This window comes from Streptomyces sp. 8L (assembly GCF_020176795.1).
In the GTDB taxonomy this organism is placed as follows: Bacteria; Actinomycetota; Actinomycetes; order Streptomycetales; family Streptomycetaceae; genus Streptomyces.
Window position 1 is genome coordinate 1 of the sequence record NZ_JAIUKE010000042.1, and the last position, 18,407, is coordinate 18,407.

Here is an 18,407-nt window from a genome sequence, read left to right on the forward strand (position 1 = left end):
CAACCGCCCCGGCGGGATCGGCCCCCTGCCCCGGGGCGTACGCAGGTAGCGGCAGCCCGCGGCGCCGCCGTCCGGGGGGCGTCCCCCCCCCCGCCGTTTCCCCGCCGTTTCCCCGCCTCGTGCGGGAACGGCCCGGCTACAGCGTCAGCTCGTACTGGTGCCCCACCCGTTCGCTGCCCGGACCGCCGCCCTCGGGGACGTACGTGAACGACCTGGCGAGGCTCATGCCGAGCCGCCGGGTGACGGCGATGGACCGCTCGTTGCGCGCGTTGACCATCGCCACCACGCGTTCGACACCCGCCGCGCGGACCCGTTCGAGCGTCAGGCGGGCGGCGGCCGTCGCGTAGCCCCGGCCCCAGTACGCGCGCCCGAGGCGCCAGCCGACCTCGATCTCGCCGAACGGGCCGAACGCCTCGTGCGGCCAGGGCTGCGCACCCGTGAAGCCGGCCACCTCGCCGTGTTCGTCCACGATCGTCCACAGGCAGAAGCCCCGTTCGGCGGCGTGGCGCCGCTGGCGTGCGGTGAGTTCCTCGTAGACGGAGAACTCGGCCGGGCCGCCGTGGAACTCCATGACCTCCGGGTCGGCGAAGACCCGGTGCCAGGCGTAGGCGTCCTCGTCGGTGGGCACCCGGAGCTCCAGCGGAGGGCCGGGGCGCGGCGCGGCGCCCCGGCCGTCGCCGACGGTGCGGCCTGGGTCCTGTCGTAGCCGCCCCCGGCCAGCGGGCCGTGCCCCACGGCCAGCGGGTTGACCCAGCCGTAGGCCCCGGGGGGGCGGCGGGGGGGGGGCCCGGGGGGGCGCCCGAGTCGGGGGCCGGGGTGCGAGCGGGTACGAGCTGAGGCGAATCGTTCATGGAAGCTGCCCTTCGAGCGGCCTTGTCGGTGCGCCCCCATAGACTGCCCATGTCCGTTGCCCTTCGATACTTCGCCGCGACACATTGGTCCGCCGTATCGAGCCGGTATCCGTGCCGACCCTGCCGGGAGCCCCCGCCGTGACCGAGCCCCTCTCCGAGAACACCGCCGACGTCATTGTCGTCGGGGCGGGCCCCGCCGGCTCGACCACGGCGTACTACCTGGCCAAGGCGGGCCTGGACGTCCTGCTCCTGGAGAAGACGGCGTTCCCCCGCGAGAAGGTGTGCGGCGACGGCCTCACCCCCCGTGCCACCAAACAGCTCGTGTCCATGGGCATCGACATCTCGGAAGAGGCGGGCTGGCTGCGCAACAAGGGCCTGCGGATCATCGCGGGCGGCATGCGCCTCGAGCTCGACTGGCCGGACCTCGCCGCGTACCCGGACTACGGACTCGTCCGCAAGCGCGACGACTTCGACGAGCAGCTGGCCCGGCAGGCGCAGAAGGCCGGCGCGCGGCTGTACGAGCGGTGCAACGTCGGCGAGCCGATCACGGACCGCGCGGGCCGCATCACCGGGGTCCGCGCGAAGCTCGGCGAGGAGAAGACGCCCGTCACGTTCCACGCGCCGCTGGTGGTCGCCGCCGACGGCAACTCGACGCGGCTGTCGGTCGGCATGGGGCTGCACCGGCGCGAGGACCGGCCGATGGGCGTCGCCGTGCGCACGTACTTCACGTCGCCGCGCCACGACGACGACTACCTGGAGTCGTGGCTCGAACTGTGGGACCGGCGCGGCAGCGAGGACCGGCTGCTGCCCGGCTACGGCTGGGTCTTCGGCATGGGCGACGGCACGTCGAACGTGGGCCTCGGCATCCTCGACTCGTCGGCGGCCTTCCAGGAGCTGAACTGGCGCGAGGTACTGAAGGCCTGGTGCGCGTCCATGCCCGAGGACTGGGGCTACACGCCGGAGAACATGACGACGCCGATCCGCGGCGCCGCGCTGCCGATGGCGTTCAACCGGCAGCCGCACTACACGCGCGGACTGCTGCTGGTGGGCGACGCGGGCGGCATGATCAACCCGTTCAACGGCGAGGGCATCGCATACGCCATGGAGTCCGGCCAGCTGGCGGCGGACGTGATCGTCCAGGCATACGCCCGCGCCACGCCGGGGCTGCGCGAGCGGGCACTCCAGCGTTACCCGCAGGTGCTGAAGGACACCTACGGCGGCTACTACACGCTGGGCCGCGCGTTCGTGAAGCTGATCGGCAACCCGACGATCATGAAGCTGGCGGCACAGCGCGGCCTGACGCACCCTGTCCTGATGAAGTTCACCCTGAAGCTCCTGGCGAATCTGACCGACCCGACGGGTGGCGACGCGATGGACCGGATCATCAACGGCCTGACGAAGGTGGCCCCGAGGGCATGACGGCGGCCGGGGCGCGGGGCCCCGGGGGGGGGGGCCCCGCGGGCCCCGCGCCCCCCCCCCCCCCCCCCCCGCCGCGCGCGCCGCCCCCCCCGCCCCCCCGGGGGGGCCCCCCGGCGCCCCCCTTACACACCGCGCCTCCCTCCGCGGCCCCGGGGGGCACGCGGCCGCCGGGCCGGGGGCCCGGGCCCCCCCCCCCCGGGACGACGGCCCCCGCAACGCACGGCCGCCGGGCTGAACGGTCTCGGATGCGCACGGCCTCCGTGACGCACCGCCGCCAAGACGCACCGCCGCCGAGGCGAACAGACTCCTCCACGACGCATGGCCTCCGAGCGAACGGGAGCAGGAGCACGATGACAGACACGCCGGAAACCGAGGGCTCCGGTCCCGCGGGGCCCCCGTACGAGGACCCCGCGCGCCGGGTCGACACGTCCCGTGCCAGCTCGGCGCGCCTGTACGACCTGTACGTGGGCGGCAAGGACCACTACGGCGTCGACAAGGACGCGGGCACCCGCCTCGCCGAGGCGTTCCGTGGCAAGGGCACGATCCAGCGCATCGGCACGGGCGCACGGCTCTTCCACGACAGGGCGGTGCTGTACGCGACGCGTGACCTGGGCATGGACCAGTTCCTCGACATCGGCGTGGGCGTCCCGAAGCAGCCCAACACGCACGAGATCGCCCAGGCGGTCCGCCCCTCGTCCCGCGTCGTCTACGTCGACAACGACCCCATCGTGCTGCGCCACGCCGAGGCGTTGCTGCACAGCTCCCCCGAGGGCGCCACGGACTACGCCGACGCGGACCTCCGCGAGCCGGCCGGGGTCCTCGCGATCGCCCGCAGGACGCTGGCCCTCGATCGCCCGGTCGCGCTGATGCTCTGCTCGGTCCTCCAGTTCGTCCCCGACGACGACCAGGTGCGCGACATCGTGTCCCAGTACCTGTCCGCGCTCGTGCCCGGCAGCTGCGTGATCTTCAGTCATGTCACGGACGACTTCGCACCGGAGGCATGGCGCGAGACGGAGCGCGTCTACGCCGAGGAGGGCATCGAGGCGAACGTCCGCCCCCGCGCCACCATCGAGTCCTTCCTGTCCGGCCTGGATCTCGTGGAGCCCGGCCTGGTCGAGGCGCACGACTGGCACCCGGACGGCACGGACACGTCGAAGGACCACACACACCTGTACGCGGCCGTGGGCTTCAAGAGGCCGTGAGCGCGTAGGGGGCCCTGCCCCGCGCGGCCTCCCCGTACTGCGGCGGGGGAGGGCGCCGTCATCGAGACCGTGTCCCCCCGCGGGCCGCCGCCACCGGGGCACCGCTCCGGGCCCTGCGCCGCGTGGCCGGCCGCCGGCGCCCACCCCAGCCCCAGGCGCCCGGGGGGGCGCCCCTCCACGGGCCGGGCGGCGGCTCGCCGCCGCGCGGAAGCGTGCCCGCCCGCGCCCGCCCGCGTCAGTCCACCGTCCAGCGGCCGTCCACGATCAGGTCGCGGCCCGCCATCTCGTCGACCTCCCGCCATGCCTGGAGCCTTCGCGGGCTCACCCGGAAGTAGAGGTAGGCGGCCGATTCCTCGCGTGGATCGAATCCCGTCTTCGCTGCGAATGCGTCCCCCTCTTCCTGGGACAGCTCGGCCGGACGCAGGGCCTGGGCCGTGCCGTCGATCAGGATCACGTCCCGCGTCTCGCCGAGGCTGAGCCGCACGGAGCCGCTCAGGGAGAGGTTGCGGGCAGTGGGGGTGGACGCGGTGGTGGACAGCAGCAGCGACGAGCCGTTCCACAGGAAGGAGAGCGGCACCAGGTAGGGCGCCCCGGTCGTCAGGTCGGCCGTGGCCACCCAGGCGTCCACGTCGTGTTCGAGGCGGTGCAGTGTGTCCTTCTTGCGCTGTGCCGGCGTGCGGGCCGGGAGTTGCGTCATGCGGGCCTCCTGGGATCGACTCCTGATCGTAAGACCCGGCCGCGAGCCGAAAGTGACGGAGGCAGGCGTGGATTCACCCTCAAGTGCGAACGCGAGTGCGGGAGCGAGTGCGGGAGCGGGAGCGATTACTCGCGACGAACTCTTCGACTACTGGAATCACAACGCAGAGCACCACCCGAGGGTGCTCGGCGCGGTCCCCGCCGGGTGCGCGAGTGCGCTGGACATCGGGTGCGGTGACGGCCTGCTCGTACGGAAACTGGCGCGTCGCGTCGGCTCGGTCGTCGGGGTGGACCGGTCGCCCGAGATGGTGCGGCTGGCCAGGGAGCGAGTCGGCGAGGTGTCGAACACCCGGTTCCTGGCCGCCGACTTCGTCAAGAGCCGGGCGGAGACCGGCGCGGGGACAGGGAGCGGGGAGGAGATCGGCAGCCGGGAGGACATCGGGACCGGTTACGGATTCGTCTGCGCGGTCACGGTCGTGCACCACGTGGACTTCACGGCGGCGATCGGCGCGATGACCGAGGCGCTCGCGCCCAGTGGGCGCCTGGTGATCGTCGGGATCCCCCCCGACAGCACCCGTTTCGACCGGGCGCTCGGCATGGCCGCCGTCTGCGCCAACCCGGTGTACCGGCGTCGCAACGGCGGCGAGGGCGGCGACCCCGCCATGCCGGTGGCCCGGCCGACGATGTCCTGGCGCGAGGTCAGGGCGGAGTCCAAGCGCCTGCTGCCGGGGCGCCGGTACCGCCGTCATCTGCTGTGGCGGTACTCACTGGTGTGGGACAAGCCGTGAGGGACCCTTACGGCGCTGCCGTGCCGTCCCGGTCCCGGGCCGTCACAACCCGCTGATACGGGAGGGGCGCGGGGCGGTACGGCAGCCCGTCTCGTCCAACTGCTCGTAGGGGAAAACACCGTCCTGCGGTGCACGTATCCGTCGAGTGGCGCAGGCTGCTGAAAGACACGGCCTCTGTATCGCTCTGTGCGGGCAGGCGGATTCCCGTCGGCGGAGGCTGTTCGAGCCCGAGGTGCCCTCCTCGCCCGCGGGACGGAACAGCTTCGCATGGGTTCGCCGTATCGGAACCGAAAGAAATCGAATTCGCGATTTGTTTCGGCACTTCGGACCGAAACGGCGGCCCGGGCGGGCGATGCGAAACCTTAAAAGGGGAGCAATATCTTAAAGAGTGAGTGAAGTGCGGTCACTTCGTGCCGAAATGTGCCATATTTTCATGAAGTGCTGGCTCTCATATGGACTGGGTGCCTTTCGGGGTTTAAGTTCGTGCAGTTCGAAGGGTTATGGGGGTGGGGGCGCCCGATCGTGGGGAGGTGCCGTGGCTGACACTTCACGTAACTCTCTTGACGTCTACACGGTCACATGCTTTCAATAGCCACGGACTGCGGGGGCTTGTCGACAGACAGTGTTCGGGGGAATTATTTGACTGTGGTTGCAGGGAGCGTCCCTCCTTTGCGGCCGGCGGGAATGTGTGGCATCGGGCACATGGGGTCGGGATTTTTGAATTCCATTCCCGCTGAGACTGCCGGGACCGCTGAGACTGCTGGGGAAATAGGGGAAAGTTCCTTGTGCAACCGCGGTGAATCAGGTTCTATTTCCGTCCTGCCTCTCTGCGGGCAAAACCGCGACGGCCTGTACCTCCGGTCACCCACTGTTCGGCCGCGAAAGCTTCGCGGAAAAGGCGCGCAAAAAAGAAAACAGTTCAGGTAATCGCTAGGGGGAATTCGTGTCCACGTGCACGGGAATGGAGCATCCCGAGAGTGGCGAAAGATCTTATGCCAGAGTTTCTCAAATGGCGACCCACCCCGACAATCCGCGTCCGGAACTCGGCGACCTGAGTGAGATGGTGCAGTCGATGAGATCTGTCGGTGTCGTCCAGCCTGTATTGGTGACGACTCGGCAGGCGCATATCGCCGCACACCCTGAACACGCCTCCGTGATTGGCGATACGCAATATGTGATCATTGCGGGCCATCGTCGTGCCGCTGCCGCCATGGAGGCCCAGATCGACGAGGTACCGGTCGAGATCCGGCCCGAACTGTCGGCCGACGGACTCGACATCGAGGTCATGGCGGTGGAGAACTTGCAGCGACGCGATCTGAACCCGGTCGAGGAGGCCGTGCTCTTTCGCAAACTGGCCTGCGCCGGGCGGTCGCAGCGACAGATCGCGAAGCGTGTCGGCCGCGCCCAGAGCCATGTGAGCAAGCGCCTCGCTCTGCTGGATCTGCCGGCCGAGGTGCGTACGAGGGTCGCGGCGGGGGAACTGGAGATCACCGACGCGCTCGCGCTGGCGTCCGGTTCAAGAGCGCGGCGGGCGCCGTCTTCCGTGGGAGAGGCTCCCAGGTATCCCGCGTGCTCCCAGCCCGAGTCTCGACGGGTGCTCGACAACGTGCGGGTCCGGGACACCACGCGGGACGGACGCCCCGAGCTGCGGGACAGGGACTGGTGCTGCTCCCGGCTCGCCACCAGGGTCCCGACCGCCAGTCTGGCCCTCCAGCGCTTGGCCGACGGAGTACTGCAACTGTCCCCCAGCGAGGAGGCGCTGACCCTGGCGCACCGATGGCTGAGACGGGCTGGGATCGGACCGGACATCGACGATCCGAGCGAGTACGCGCGTGTGGTCGGCGGCGCCGGGAGCCGGTTGCGCCGACAGGTCGCGCACGCCGTTGTCGTCGCCGCGGACGAACTGCGTCTGATGCGGGCACAGCACTGGCAGGGGCGGGAGGTCTCCCATGTGCGTCGGCTGATGACGGAGGTCGGGTACCTTCCGGATGAAAGAGAGCGCTTCCTCTTGGCGCAGCACGCTCAGCACGTGGCTGAAGTGCAGCACGTACAGCAAGTGCCTGAAGTGCCTCAAGTGCCTCAAGTGCCTGAAGTCCAGCACGTGCAGTACGCGCAGGGGACCGGGCGGCTCTCCGGAGAAGGCGATTCCCGCGGAATCAGCCGCGGTGTCGCGTGAGTGTCGCGGTGGTGGTCGGCAGCGGGCCCAACGGGCTCGCCGCTGCCGTGCGGCTAGCCCAGCACGGGGTCCGGGTCACTCTGCTGGAGGCGGCCGACGTCATCGGGGGCGGAACACGTTCCAGCACCCGCACGGTCGAGGGCCTCCTGCACGACGATTGCTCCGCCGTTCATCCGCTGGCGGTCGCCTCGCCCTTCTTCCGTTCGCTCGCCCTGGAGGAGCACGGGCTGCGCTGGCTCCAGCCGTCCATCGACATCGCGCATCCACTGGACGACGGCGAAGCCGGGGTGGTCCGGCGCAGTCTGGTGGAGACGACCGCCGGCATGGGGGAGGACGGACCGGCCTGGAGGCGGTTGTTCGGTCCTTTCGCGGGTTCCTTCGGCGCCTTGGCCGATGAGGTCCTCGCCCCGCCGCTCCACCGCCCCACCCGGCCGATGCTGCTGGCCCGCTTCGGTCTGCGGGCCCTGCCGTCCGCGTCCTGGACCGCTGCCCGTTGGAAACTCCCGCACGTCCGGGCGCTCTTCGCCGGGATTGCCGCCCATGCCGCCTACTCGCTGCGGACCCCGCTGAGCAGCGCCGTCGGTCTCTTCCTCGGGTCGGCCGCTCACGCCCACGGGTGGCCGGTCGCCCAAGGCGGTTCCCGGTCCATCAGCCATGCTCTCGGCGAACTCCTCCGCGGCCAGGGAGGTGTCATCGAGACGGGGGTCCGGGTGGACTCCTACGACCAACTCGGCCGCCCTGACGTTGTTCTTCTCGACACAAGTCCCGCCGCGGCGGCCCAGATCGTCGGCCGTCGTCTGCCGGCATCCGTCGCTGCCGCCTACCGGCGTTACCGTTACGGCCCTGGCGTGCTCAAAGTGGATTTCGCGGTGCGCGACGGAGTCCCTTGGACCAACCGCGCCTGCAGGCGGTCGGGAACGGTACATGTCGGCGGGACCTTCGAAGAGATTGCCCGTGCTGAACGGGACGTCCGGCGCGGAGTCGTGCCGCGTGCACCCTTCGTCCTGGTGGGCCAGCAGTACCTCGCTGATCCGACCCGTTCGGACGGTGACGTGCATCCCGTATGGGCCTACGCGCATGTTCCGCACGCCAGTCGTGCAGCGGGTGCTGAAATCGTGGCCGACCAGATCGAACGCTTCGCCCCTGGATTCCGAAAGCGTGTTGTGGCAACGGTCGTCCGTACCACGCGGCAGCTACATCTGCACAATGCCAACTACATCGGCGGAGACATAAACGGCGGCGCCAACAGTCCGAGCCAGTTGTTGCTGCGTCCCCGTGTCGCATGGAATCCGTATGCGACAGGGGTGCCCGGCGTATATCTCTGCTCGTCCTCGACACCGCCGGGGCCCGGTGTCCACGGCATGTGCGGCTTCCACGCGGCGAATCACGCGCTGAAGTATCTGGGACTCGTTCCCGCCGATTGAGTACCCAGACAGAGAGCAGAACACCTTGCGTCAGCAGTGTGATCGCACTGCTGACGCAAGGTTTTTTGTTGTTCTGTGCGGCACCGCGGTGTTGTCCCGTGCGCTACCGCGGTGCTGCCTGGACGCCCGGTGAGTCTTCGCCTGCCCGCACGGTTCCGGTTCCGGGGGGAGGTGCCGAACGGTACCCAAGGAGGGTCTTGTCCCGAGAGTCAAGAATGATGATGGTGTGCGGTCCTTGTTTTCCATCGGATACTCCCCGACGGTACACGGAAGGAAAAGTTCCGGCCCTGGTGCCGGGCGATCCGGTAAAGGCTTTCCGTGCATTCTGAAAGCGCCGCAAAAGGTTGCGGAGAATATTGTTCCGACATTATTTCGGGTGCAAGGATGAAGCCATGGCAATCAACCTGCGAGCACCGCTCGCTCATAGAATCGGCGCCGGTCTCCTTCTCGTCGCCGTTGCCGGCATGGTCCCGGCCCAGGCAGCCAGCGCTGCGACTCCCACCTCGACACCGAAGGCCGCTGCCGCGCCTTCCTACTCCGCCGACCTGGCGGCCGGCGCGCAGGAAATCACACCTGACTCCTGGATCACAGGCGTCGTCGACTCGGTCGCGGGTGGTGTCGCGGGCGGTGTCGCCGGTGCCGTCGCCGCGGCGAAGTTCGCGGCGCCCGCGGCCGAGGACGCCGCCGCGGTGGCCGCGGAGGCATCCAGCAGCTCTTCCAGCTCCAGCAGTGGAAACGCCCAGATCTACGCGGGCATAGCCGGCGACAACCAGCAGGACATCCAGTTCGACGCGGCCATCGGCTGACTGCTGCCCCAATGAATCGCGGAGACAATGACTGACACCGCACCAGCTGCCCCCGGGCAGTCGGACAGCCGGATGTCGGGCATTACACCACTGGTGCGCCTGCTCGGCGTACTGGTCCTCGCGGCGGCCACGGTCTACGTGGCCGCCTGCGCGGTGTACAACATGCCCAACTCTCCGGTCAAAGTCCGTATCAAACCGGCTGCCACGCACGTGATCCGTCCCTGGTTCGAACAGGACTGGCAACTGTTCGCCCCGACCCCGTCCACCGACAACGCCCACATCTACGTCACGGCCCGTATCAGAAAACCCGGGGGCGGAAACGCGACAACGCGGCCGTTCGACATCCAGGGCCCCATCGAGGACCTGCCGAAGAACAACCGGGTTCTGCCGACCAAGCAGCCCGGCATCACCCTGGCTTTCCAGGAGACCTTCGCCACGTACCGGTCACAGTTGCAGACCATCGACAGTGCCGCGGCAGCTTCGGCCCGCCCGCAGTTGCACGCCTACCTCAACCGCCGTTTCGCCGCCGACTTCGACAAGCTCAGGCGTCTCATCTCCCAGCAGGCAGCCGCACGCTTTCCGGGGCGCGACATCGTCAGCGTGCGCGCAGAGTTCTCGCAGACCCCCATCACGCCCTTTTCGGCTCGCGGAAGCGGCCACTTCCCCGTGAAAGCCAAGAATCTCCTCGACACGCAGTGGATGCCTTACGCGCAGGGCGTCGCCCAGCCCTAGCCGATTCGGAGCCGTTACATGAAGACCGCTGTCAGCCTGTTCGATCGCGTACTTGTCGCACTGTCCGTCCGCAGAAGTCGCCTGATCGGTCTTTCGCTCCTGCGGATCATCCTCGGTATCGCGGCTCTGATCTTCTATGTCTCGGACTTCTGGGACCGTGACTTTCTCTGGGGACCGCACGGCTACATCACCCCCCACGACGCAAGCGCACAACTGCATGGAGGACTGTTCTCCATCTACCTGTGGGACAACTCCACCTCCTGGCTGACCGCCGTCTACATATTCGGCATGGTGACGGCGACGGCCTTCACCATCTTCGGCGGACGGGCCCTGACCGCCGCCCATGCGGTCCTGCTGTGGTCCCTGTACGACCGCAACCAGGACATCCTGGAAGGCGGAGACAACTTCGCCCGGATCGCCGTGATCTTCCTGCTGTTCTGTGTCTCCAACGCGTATTTCGCCCCCTTCGCCCGCCGGCGCCGGGAACGCCTTCTCGCCCCGCCCACGTCGCCGCGGCAGCGGGCGGCGACGCTTCTCCACAACGTCGGGGCAGCACTGATCGTCTTCCAGGTCGCCGTGCTGTATTTCGTCGCCGGCTATCTGAAGCTCACGGCCAGCCTCTGGAACGACGGCGTCGCCATGTACTACGTCAGCCGCATCCACGAATTCCAGATGTTCTCCGCGTACTCGGCCGTCATGTCGAACGCCCTTGTGTCCTGGGCGGTTTCGATGTTCACGATCCTCTTCGAGATCGCTGTGCCGTTCGTGCTGTTCACGCACCGGGCCCGGCTGCGCAAGACGGTCACGGTCGCTCTGGAGGGCATGCACTTCGGCATCATGGTCTGCATGGGGCTCGTCGCCTTCGGTCTCATCATGATCGGCGCCGACTGCACCTTGCTGACGGACAAGGACTACCGGACTCTCGCCCGGTCCGCCTCGGGCGCGTACAGGCGCGTGCGCCGTACGTCCGAGATGCCCGGCGCGGTCTCGGCGCCGCAGGTCCAACCTGCCACAATGTCCGTCACCGAATCCAACGGGGGGAACACACCGGGATGTCAGACGACGACGCTCTCAGCCAGGTGATCCGGCGCGGCGCCGCGCTTCGCGCACTGCTGGGGGTCGGGCTCTGGCCGGTCGTGCTGGCTCAGCCGGTCGCGGCGGCGCTCACCGGGGCCTCGCTGAACGCCTCGTTGAACGCCCTTGCCTTTCTGGCCCTCGGGGGCGTCGCCTACTGGGGCTTCGGCGTGCCCGTGGCGTCCACCGTGCCGCGATGGGAGCGCTGGGCCATGGTCGCCGCCGCCCTCGCCGTCGTCGTCAACGCCGCGTTCCGCGCCCCTCATCTCGCCCACGACGCCACCTGGACCGACCTGGCTCTGCCTCTTGTGGTCCTGGCCCTGGCGGCTGTCGCACTCCTGGACCGGCGTGACCGCCTCGCCGGCCGCTCCAGTTCTCTGCGATGGCCCCTGCCGCCCGGCCGGTGGCAGATCGTGGAAGGAAACGGCAGGCTGCTCAACCACCACTGGGCCGCCCCCTTGCAGCGCGGCGCCCTCGACATCGTCGGCACCACGGCCGGGGGGCGCTCCGCGCGGCCGTTCCTTCCCGCGCGGCTGCGCGACTACGCCATCTACCGCGTCCCGGTCCTCGCGCCCGCCGACGCGACCGTGGTCGCGGCGGAGGACGGCCACCCGGACGCGCCGCGTCCCGGCACAGGACCGGCCGGGAACCACATCGTCCTCGACACCGGGCGCGAGCGTGTACTCCTCGCCCATCTCACCCCCGGATCGATCGAGGTGCACCCCGGTGACCGCGTGGCGGCGGGCCGGCGACTGGCCCTGGTCGGTTCCTCGGGCAATTCCACCGAGCCCCATCTCCATATCCACGCCGTACGCGACGGGCAGCCACTCACCCTGGTCTTCGAGCGGATACCCGGTTCGCTGCGGCGCGGTGCCGCCGTCGTCTCCCGGGAACCCGCTCTCCCCGGCCCCGAGGAAGTCCAGGGCCCCGAGGAGGTCCAGGGCTCCGACGAAGAGCCCGGCGCCGACGAAGACCGGCCCGCCGCGACCGAGGGCCGCGCTCCACGGCAGGACTGACGGGCCGCGCCGAGCTCCACGGCCGTCGGCGATGGGCGTGACCGCGCTCGGCACCGCCCGTCCTCCGCGTCCCGGGGGAGGAACGGGGAACGCCGAAGGCCCGCGTCCCGGGGAGGAACGGGGAACGGCGAAGGCCCGCGTCCCCGGGAGGGAACGCGGACCTTCGTGGCCGGACCGGAGCGCGTGCTCCGTGCTTCTTCAGTACAGGGCTTCTTCAGCGCAAAAGGGGACAGGAACAGTCGACTTCAGCGCAAAGCAAAGGGGACAGGGACTGTCGAGCGACGTCAGAGGACGCGGACCGCGCCCGTGGGCTGGTCGTAGCTGAGGTCGTGCTCGACCACGCCGCTGCTCGGGTTCTGCGCGCCGACGAACTTGCCGTCGCCCACGTAGATTGCCACGTGGTACGCGCTGCCCGCGCTTCCCCAGTAAAGGATGTCGCCGGGCTGGACGTTGCTCAGGGAGACCTGCGTGCCCGCGGTCGACTGGTCCTGCGAGACGCGCGGCAGGTCGACGCCGACCGTGCGGTACGCGGCCTGGACGAGGCCCGAGCAGTCGAAGGCGTTGGGGCCCGTGGAGCCCATCACGTACGCGTCGCCGATGCGTGCCTCGACGTACGAGACGATCGCGGCGGCGGAACCGGTCGCGGTGGACGACGCGGAGCTCGACGAGGTGCTCGGGGACGAGTCCGAGGCGAGCTCGGTGCGTACGGTGGAGCGGGACGCGCGGGCGGCCTCTGCGGCCTTGGCGCGGGCGGCCTGCTCCGCCTTCTTCTTCGCCTCGGCCTTGGCCCTGGCTTCGGCCTCTGCCTTGGACTTCTTGGCCGCGGTGGCCGCGTCCTTGACCGCGGCGTTCTCCTGGGTCTGCAGCTGCGCACGCGTCTGCATCGTCAGGGCGATCTGCTGGGTGGCCTGTGCGGACTGCGCGACCGTGGTGGAGAGGTCCGCGGAGAGCGTCGGCATCTCGATCGTCTCGGTCACCGGCTCGGCAGTCGCCGTTCCGGCAGCACCGGCAACCGCGATGGTGCTGAGGACGCCGCCGGCAACTCCTGCGCGGAGCACCGTCTTCGGCGCGTTCCGGCGGGGCTTCCGGTGGGTTCGTATGGGAGCGGTGTGGGGCATGGGGATAACCGGTATCGGGGCTGGACGGTTGCCGTCAAGCAAGGTGGATTGCGCCACAGTTACGTATGGAACCTGTGAATCCGGTTCGTGAGCGGCTTTATTGACGCCGTAACGGACGAATCGGGCGCCGCGGATCACGCGTGTGATCTCTGTGTTTTAGATAAAGGTCCGAATTGCCCCTGACTTACCACCCCTTGGCTACATGGCCAAGCCAGCTTGTTCGGGCCTCGTTTGGCCCGTGGCACAGGTCACAGGAGTGTCACGTTCTGTGGATCGCCTGTCGCTCTGCTGGCCGCACCGGGGGTGAAGGAGTAGGACAGGCGTACCCAAAGGGCGTGTCCATGGCGACCCCGAGGGGCGCACGGGCGGGACCGGCTCCGGCCCCGCTTGCGCGTACCAGCGGTAAGCCTCGTCCCCGTACCGGCGGTGTACCCGGCGGTGTCGGCCGGTGAACGCGCGGACTTCGTGAGCGCGGACACATGTGCCGGACGCGGCGCCCGTTGGGGCGGGCCGTGCGCGCGGCTCAGGGGACGAGCGGGCGCGCGTAGGCACAGGGTGCACGTAGGCATAAGACGGCGCGGAGGGCCGCGCGGTTCCGGCCGGTTGGCCCCGGCCGCCGGCCCCGCGGCCGGCCTCTCGTCCGGAGGCCGCCCCGGAGCGCCCGCCCGATAGTCGTCTCGGGTGGCCGGCCGAAGTGCCCGGAGTGGGGCGAATCCCTTTATCACCTCTAGGTGTTCCAGGGCCAATTTGCTTGGACATTGAGCCTGGTGATAAAGGAGAAGCCGTTCTGACCAGGGGTAACAGCCGTACGCGCTACGACTGGTGATCATGTGAGTACACCACGTATGAAGATCGTCGGCTGCTCGATGTCATGATCCATCGTCGGGTGGTGGAGATCACAAAGACCGTCCAGTACCCCGTGTCGCAGATCACAGCCCGACGGGCATAAGATGCGCGTCAGTCGGGCTTGTGAACTGCCTCACATGGGAGCGATCTTCGGGGATTCCCCGGAATGTCCCGGAAAGTGGCGGCGCGCTCAGGCCCGGTGCGGTCCATCGGTCAAGGACGACTGGAAGGAGCTGGGGAGCGTGAATAGCTACGCGCCCGTCCTCGTGCTCGGCGCCCTGGGGGCTGGGTTTGCGATCTTCTCCGTGGTCATGGCCACGCTCGTGGGCCCAAAACGGTACAACCGGGCGAAACTTGAAGCGTACGAGTGCGGCATCGAACCCACTCCCACGCCCGCGGGCGGCGGTCGCTTCCCGATCAAGTACTACCTGACGGCGATGCTCTTCATCGTCTTCGACATCGAGATCGTCTTCCTCTATCCCTGGGCCGTCACCTTCGACTCGCTGGGGATTTTCGGGCTCGTGGAGATGCTCCTCTTCGTGCTCACCGTCTTCGTCGCGTACGCCTACGTCTGGCGCCGCGGCGGTCTGGAATGGGACTAGAGGGCTAGAGGGGCTGGGGCCACCAATGGGACTCGAAGAGAAACTGCCGAGCGGATTCCTCCTGTCGACCGTCGAGCAGGCCGCGGGCTGGGTACGGAAGTCCTCCGTCTTCCCCGCCACCTTCGGCCTCGCGTGCTGCGCCATCGAGATGATGACGACGGGCGCGGGCCGCTACGACCTGGCGCGGTTCGGCATGGAGGTCTTCCGCGGATCGCCGCGCCAGGCCGATCTGATGATCGTCGCGGGCCGGGTGAGCCAGAAGATGGCGCCCGTCCTGCGGCAGGTCTACGACCAGATGCCGAACCCCAAGTGGGTCATCTCCATGGGCGTGTGCGCCTCGTCGGGCGGCATGTTCAACAACTACGCGATCGTGCAGGGCGTCGACCACGTGGTGCCGGTCGACATCTACCTGCCGGGCTGCCCGCCGCGCCCCGAGATGCTGATGGACGCGATCCTCAAGCTCCACCACAAGATCCAGACCTCGAAGCTCGGGGTCGACGCGCGCGAGGCGGCCCGCGAGGCGGAGGAGGCGGCGCTCAACGCGCTGCCCACGATCGAGATGAAGGGACTCCTCCGATGAGTGGCGGGCAGCCGCCCAACGGCAACGGCGCAAACGGCAGCGGCAACGGCGCCAACGGGAACTCCGCGAACGGCCACAACGGCAACGGCGCGAACGGCCACAACGGGAACGGCGTCCCCGCCGCCCGCGACGTCGCGAGCGACGTCATCGGCGTCCGCAGGGGCATGTTCGGCGCGCAGAACGGCGGCGACACCTCCGGCTACGGCGGCCTCGTCCGTACCGTCGCCCTGCCGGGCCCCGCGTCCCGCCCGTACGGCGGACCGCGCACGGCGCCCGGCGAGGAGGGCGTCTTCGACGAGATCGCCGACGAACTCGAAGGCGCGCTGGAGGAGCAGGACCTCCTCCCGGAGAACGCGATCGAGAAGACCGTCGTGGACCGCGGCGAGGTCACCTTCCACATCGCGCGCGAGCACCTGCTCCGCGTCGCCCGCACCCTGCGCGACGACCCCGCGCTCCGCTTCGAGCTGTGCACGGGCGTCTCGGGCGTCCACTACCCGGGCGACAAGGGCCGCGAGCTGCACGCGGTCTACCACCTGCGGTCGATCACGCACGGCCGGGTGATCCGCGTCGAGGTCTCCGCGCCCGACGCGGACCCGCACGTCCCGTCCCTGGTCGAGGTCTATCCGACCAACGACTGGCACGAGCGCGAGACGTACGACTTCTTCGGCCTGGTCTTCGACGGCCACCCGGCCCTGACCCGGATCATGATGCCGGACGACTGGCAGGGCTTCCCGCAGCGCAAGGACTATCCCCTCGGCGGTATCGCCGTCGAGTACAAGGGCGCCCAGATCCCGGCTCCGGACCAGCGGAGGTCGTACACCTGATGTCCACCTCAGACACGCACGCGACCGCGAGCGCGGGCACGCGCGAGACCACGGAAGGCACCGTCTACACGGTCACAGGCGGCGACTGGGACGAGGTCGTGGAGTCCGCCGCGCGCGCCGACGACGAGCGCATCGTCGTCAACATGGGTCCCCAGCACCCCTCCACGCACGGCGTGCTGCGGCTGATCCTGGAGATCGACGGCGAGACCGTCACCGAGGCCCGCTGCGGCATCGGCTACCTGCACACCGGTATCGAGAAGAACCTCGAATACCGCACATGGACGCAGGGCACCACGTTCGTCACGCGCATGGACTACCTGACGTCGTTCTTCAACGAGACGGCGTACTGCCTCGGCGTGGAGAAGCTCCTCGGGATCACGGACGACATCCCGGAGCGCGCCACGGTCGTCCGCGTCCTTCTGATGGAGCTCAACCGGCTCTCCTCGCACCTGGTGGCGCTCGCCACCGGCGGCATGGAGCTCGGCGCGACGACGATAATGATCTACGGGTTCCGCGACCGCGAACTGATCCTCGACGCGTACGAGCTGATCACCGGCCTCCGCATGAACCACGCGTACATCAGGCCCGGCGGCCTCGCCCAGGACCTGCCGCCCGGCTCGGTCGACCATCTGCGCGAGATGGTCAAGAAGCTCCGCAAGAACCTCCCGGAGTACGACAAGCTCGCCACCGGCAACCCGATCTTCAAGGGCCGGATGCGGGACGTCGGCTACCTCGACCTCACCGGCTGCATGGCCCTCGGCGCCACGGGCCCGATCCTGCGCTCCACCGGCCTCCCGCACGACCTGCGCAAGTCCGACCCGTACTGCGGCTACGAGACGTACGACTTCACCGTCCCGACCACCGAGAGCTGCGACGCGTACGGGCGCTTCCTCATCCGCCTCGAAGAGATGCGGCAGTCGCTCGGCATCGTCGAGCAGTGCCTCGACCGGCTGGCGCCAGGGCCCGTGATGGTCGCCGACAAGAAGATCGCCTGGCCCGCGCAGCTCGCGCTCGGGCCCGACGGCCTCGGTAACTCGCTCGACCACATCAAGAAGATCATGGGCACGTCCATGGAGGCGCTCATCCACCACTTCAAGCTGGTGACCGAGGGCTTCCGCGTCCCACCCGGCCAGGCGTACGCGGCCGTCGAGTCGCCCAAGGGCGAACTCGGCGCGCACGTCGTCTCCGACGGCGGCACGCGCCCCTTCCGGGTCCACTTCCGCGACCCGTCCTTCACCAACCTCCAGGCCATGGCGGCGATGTGCGAGGGCGGCCAGGTCGCCGACGTCATCGTCGCCGTCGCGTCCATCGACCCCGTGATGGGAGGCGTCGACCGGTGACGACCACACCGTCCAACCCCGTCCCGCTGGGCATGCCCCAGCCGCCGGCCCCTGAGTATCCGGCCGAGGTGCGCGAGCGGCTGGAGGCGGACGCGCGGGAGGTGATCGCGCGCTACCCCGACTCCCGTTCCGCCCTGCTGCCGCTGCTGCACCTGGTGCAGGCGGAGGAGGGGTACGTGACCCGTACGGGCATGGCCTTCTGCGCGGAGATGCTGGATCTGACCACGGCCGAGGTCACGGCCGTCGCGACCTTCTACACCATGTACCGGCGCAAACCCTCCGGCGACTACCAGGTCGGCGTCTGCACCAACACGCTCTGCGCGGTGATGGGCGGCGACGCGATCTTCGACGAGCTCAAGGCGCACCTCGGCGTCGGCAACGACGAGACGACCCCCGACGGCGCGGTCACGCTGGAGCACATCGAGTGCAACGCGGCCTGCGACTTCGCGCCCGTGGTGATGGTCAACTGGGAGTTCTTCGACAACCAGACCCCCGAGTCCGCCAAGCGCCTCGTGGACGACCTGCGCGCGGGCCGCCCCGTCGCGCCGACGCGGGGCGCCCCGCTGTGCACGTACCAGGAGACGTCGAGAATCCTCGCCGGGTTCCCCGACACCCGCGAGGGCGCCGTCGAGGCGAGCGGCGGCGCGGGCCACGCCTCGCTGACGGGCCTCAGGATCGCGAAGGGCGAGGCGCCGGGCCGGGTCGTACGGCCGCGGGACGGCGCCCACCCCGAGGAGGCGCCGCAGCCCGGCTCCCAGCACCTCAGCTCCCACGACGCGCCGCAGGAGACCGCGGCCTCCGACCCTGAGCATCCGGCAGGCCCGGTTGCCCCCCCGTCGCCCGGCCACCACCCCTCATCGGGTCCCTCCGGGACGCGTGACGATTCCACCGACAAGGAGGGGGAGTGATGACC

General features: G+C 69.4%; 17 protein-coding genes. 14 read left to right on the forward strand and 3 right to left on the reverse strand.

What is annotated here, in order from left to right; translation table 11 throughout:
- Positions 1-136: 136 nt before the first annotated feature.
- Positions 137-628 (reverse strand): GNAT family N-acetyltransferase, encoded by a 492-nt coding sequence (locus LCE31_RS05580; RefSeq protein WP_308042221.1) that lies wholly within the window; start codon positions 626-628, stop codon positions 137-139.
- Positions 629-989: 361 nt separating this feature from the next.
- Between LCE31_RS05580 and LCE31_RS05585 the strand changes: the two genes are divergently transcribed.
- Both LCE31_RS05585 and LCE31_RS05590 read left to right on the forward strand, forming a co-directional pair.
- The gene (locus LCE31_RS05585; protein WP_225012847.1) at positions 990-2,270 is read left to right on the forward strand and encodes a geranylgeranyl reductase family protein; all 1,281 of its coding nucleotides are present in this window, start codon (positions 990-992) and stop codon (positions 2,268-2,270) included.
- A gap of 350 nt (positions 2,271-2,620) precedes the next feature.
- On the forward strand, positions 2,621-3,472 hold the full coding sequence (locus tag LCE31_RS05590) for an SAM-dependent methyltransferase (RefSeq protein WP_225012848.1): 852 nt from the start codon (positions 2,621-2,623) through the stop codon (positions 3,470-3,472).
- Between the two features lie 235 nt (positions 3,473-3,707).
- Here the strand turns inward: LCE31_RS05590 and LCE31_RS05595 are convergent, their stop codons facing one another.
- Entirely contained in the window at positions 3,708-4,169 is a 462-nt protein-coding gene (locus LCE31_RS05595; RefSeq protein WP_225012849.1) for a pyridoxamine 5'-phosphate oxidase family protein, read from the reverse strand.
- 67 nt (positions 4,170-4,236) lie between these two features.
- Between LCE31_RS05595 and LCE31_RS05600 the strand changes: the two genes are divergently transcribed.
- The 7 genes from LCE31_RS05600 (at position 4,237) to LCE31_RS05630 (ending at position 12,184) form a co-directional block, all read left to right on the forward strand.
- Positions 4,237-4,956 (forward strand): class I SAM-dependent methyltransferase, encoded by a 720-nt coding sequence (locus LCE31_RS05600; protein ID WP_225012850.1) that lies wholly within the window; start codon positions 4,237-4,239, stop codon positions 4,954-4,956.
- Positions 4,957-5,917: 961 nt separating this feature from the next.
- Positions 5,918-7,132: a ParB/RepB/Spo0J family partition protein gene (locus LCE31_RS05605; RefSeq protein WP_225012851.1), complete on the forward strand. Its 1,215-nt coding sequence runs from the start codon at positions 5,918-5,920 to the stop codon at positions 7,130-7,132.
- Positions 7,129-8,556: a phytoene desaturase family protein gene (locus tag LCE31_RS05610; protein WP_225012852.1), complete on the forward strand. Its 1,428-nt coding sequence runs from the start codon at positions 7,129-7,131 to the stop codon at positions 8,554-8,556. The genes LCE31_RS05605 and LCE31_RS05610 overlap by 4 nt, the downstream gene beginning before the upstream one ends.
- 392 nt (positions 8,557-8,948) lie before the next feature.
- Positions 8,949-9,362 carry a hypothetical protein gene (locus LCE31_RS05615; RefSeq protein ID WP_225012853.1) on the forward strand — a complete coding sequence of 138 codons (414 nt, stop codon included), beginning with the start codon at positions 8,949-8,951 and terminating at the stop codon, positions 9,360-9,362.
- A 27-nt stretch (positions 9,363-9,389) separates the two neighbouring features.
- Positions 9,390-10,094 carry a DUF5819 family protein gene (locus LCE31_RS05620; protein WP_225012854.1) on the forward strand — a complete coding sequence of 235 codons (705 nt, stop codon included), beginning with the start codon at positions 9,390-9,392 and terminating at the stop codon, positions 10,092-10,094.
- Between the two features lie 18 nt (positions 10,095-10,112).
- A complete protein-coding gene (locus tag LCE31_RS05625; RefSeq protein ID WP_225012855.1) occupies positions 10,113-11,177 on the forward strand; it encodes an HTTM domain-containing protein in 1,065 nt (354 codons plus the stop codon).
- Positions 11,147-12,184, forward strand: coding sequence for a M23 family metallopeptidase (locus tag LCE31_RS05630; RefSeq protein WP_225012856.1), 1,038 nt, complete (start codon positions 11,147-11,149; stop codon positions 12,182-12,184). The genes LCE31_RS05625 and LCE31_RS05630 overlap by 31 nt, the downstream gene beginning before the upstream one ends.
- 284 nt (positions 12,185-12,468) lie before the next feature.
- Here LCE31_RS05630 and LCE31_RS05635 read toward each other — a convergent pair whose 3' ends face one another.
- A complete protein-coding gene (locus LCE31_RS05635; protein WP_225012857.1) occupies positions 12,469-13,302 on the reverse strand; it encodes a C40 family peptidase in 834 nt (277 codons plus the stop codon).
- Positions 13,303-14,390: 1,088 nt separating this feature from the next.
- Between LCE31_RS05635 and LCE31_RS05640 the strand changes: the two genes are divergently transcribed.
- Genes LCE31_RS05640 through nuoE form a run of 5 tightly spaced genes read left to right on the forward strand, consistent with a single transcriptional unit; the run spans position 14,391 to position 18,402 of the window.
- Positions 14,391-14,750: an NADH-quinone oxidoreductase subunit A gene (locus LCE31_RS05640; protein ID WP_225012858.1), complete on the forward strand. Its 360-nt coding sequence runs from the start codon at positions 14,391-14,393 to the stop codon at positions 14,748-14,750.
- Positions 14,751-14,775: 25 nt separating this feature from the next.
- Positions 14,776-15,330, forward strand: coding sequence for a NuoB/complex I 20 kDa subunit family protein (locus LCE31_RS05645; protein WP_225012859.1), 555 nt, complete (start codon positions 14,776-14,778; stop codon positions 15,328-15,330).
- On the forward strand, positions 15,327-16,154 hold the full coding sequence (locus tag LCE31_RS05650; protein WP_225012860.1) for an NADH-quinone oxidoreductase subunit C: 828 nt from the start codon (positions 15,327-15,329) through the stop codon (positions 16,152-16,154). The genes LCE31_RS05645 and LCE31_RS05650 overlap by 4 nt, the downstream gene beginning before the upstream one ends.
- Positions 16,154-17,494 carry an NADH-quinone oxidoreductase subunit D gene (locus LCE31_RS05655; RefSeq protein WP_225012861.1) on the forward strand — a complete coding sequence of 447 codons (1,341 nt, stop codon included), beginning with the start codon at positions 16,154-16,156 and terminating at the stop codon, positions 17,492-17,494. The genes LCE31_RS05650 and LCE31_RS05655 overlap by 1 nt, the downstream gene beginning before the upstream one ends.
- Before the next feature lie 32 nt (positions 17,495-17,526).
- Positions 17,527-18,402, forward strand: coding sequence for an NADH-quinone oxidoreductase subunit NuoE (gene nuoE / locus LCE31_RS05660; protein ID WP_225012879.1), 876 nt, complete (start codon positions 17,527-17,529; stop codon positions 18,400-18,402).
- Positions 18,403-18,407 lie beyond the last annotated feature (5 nt).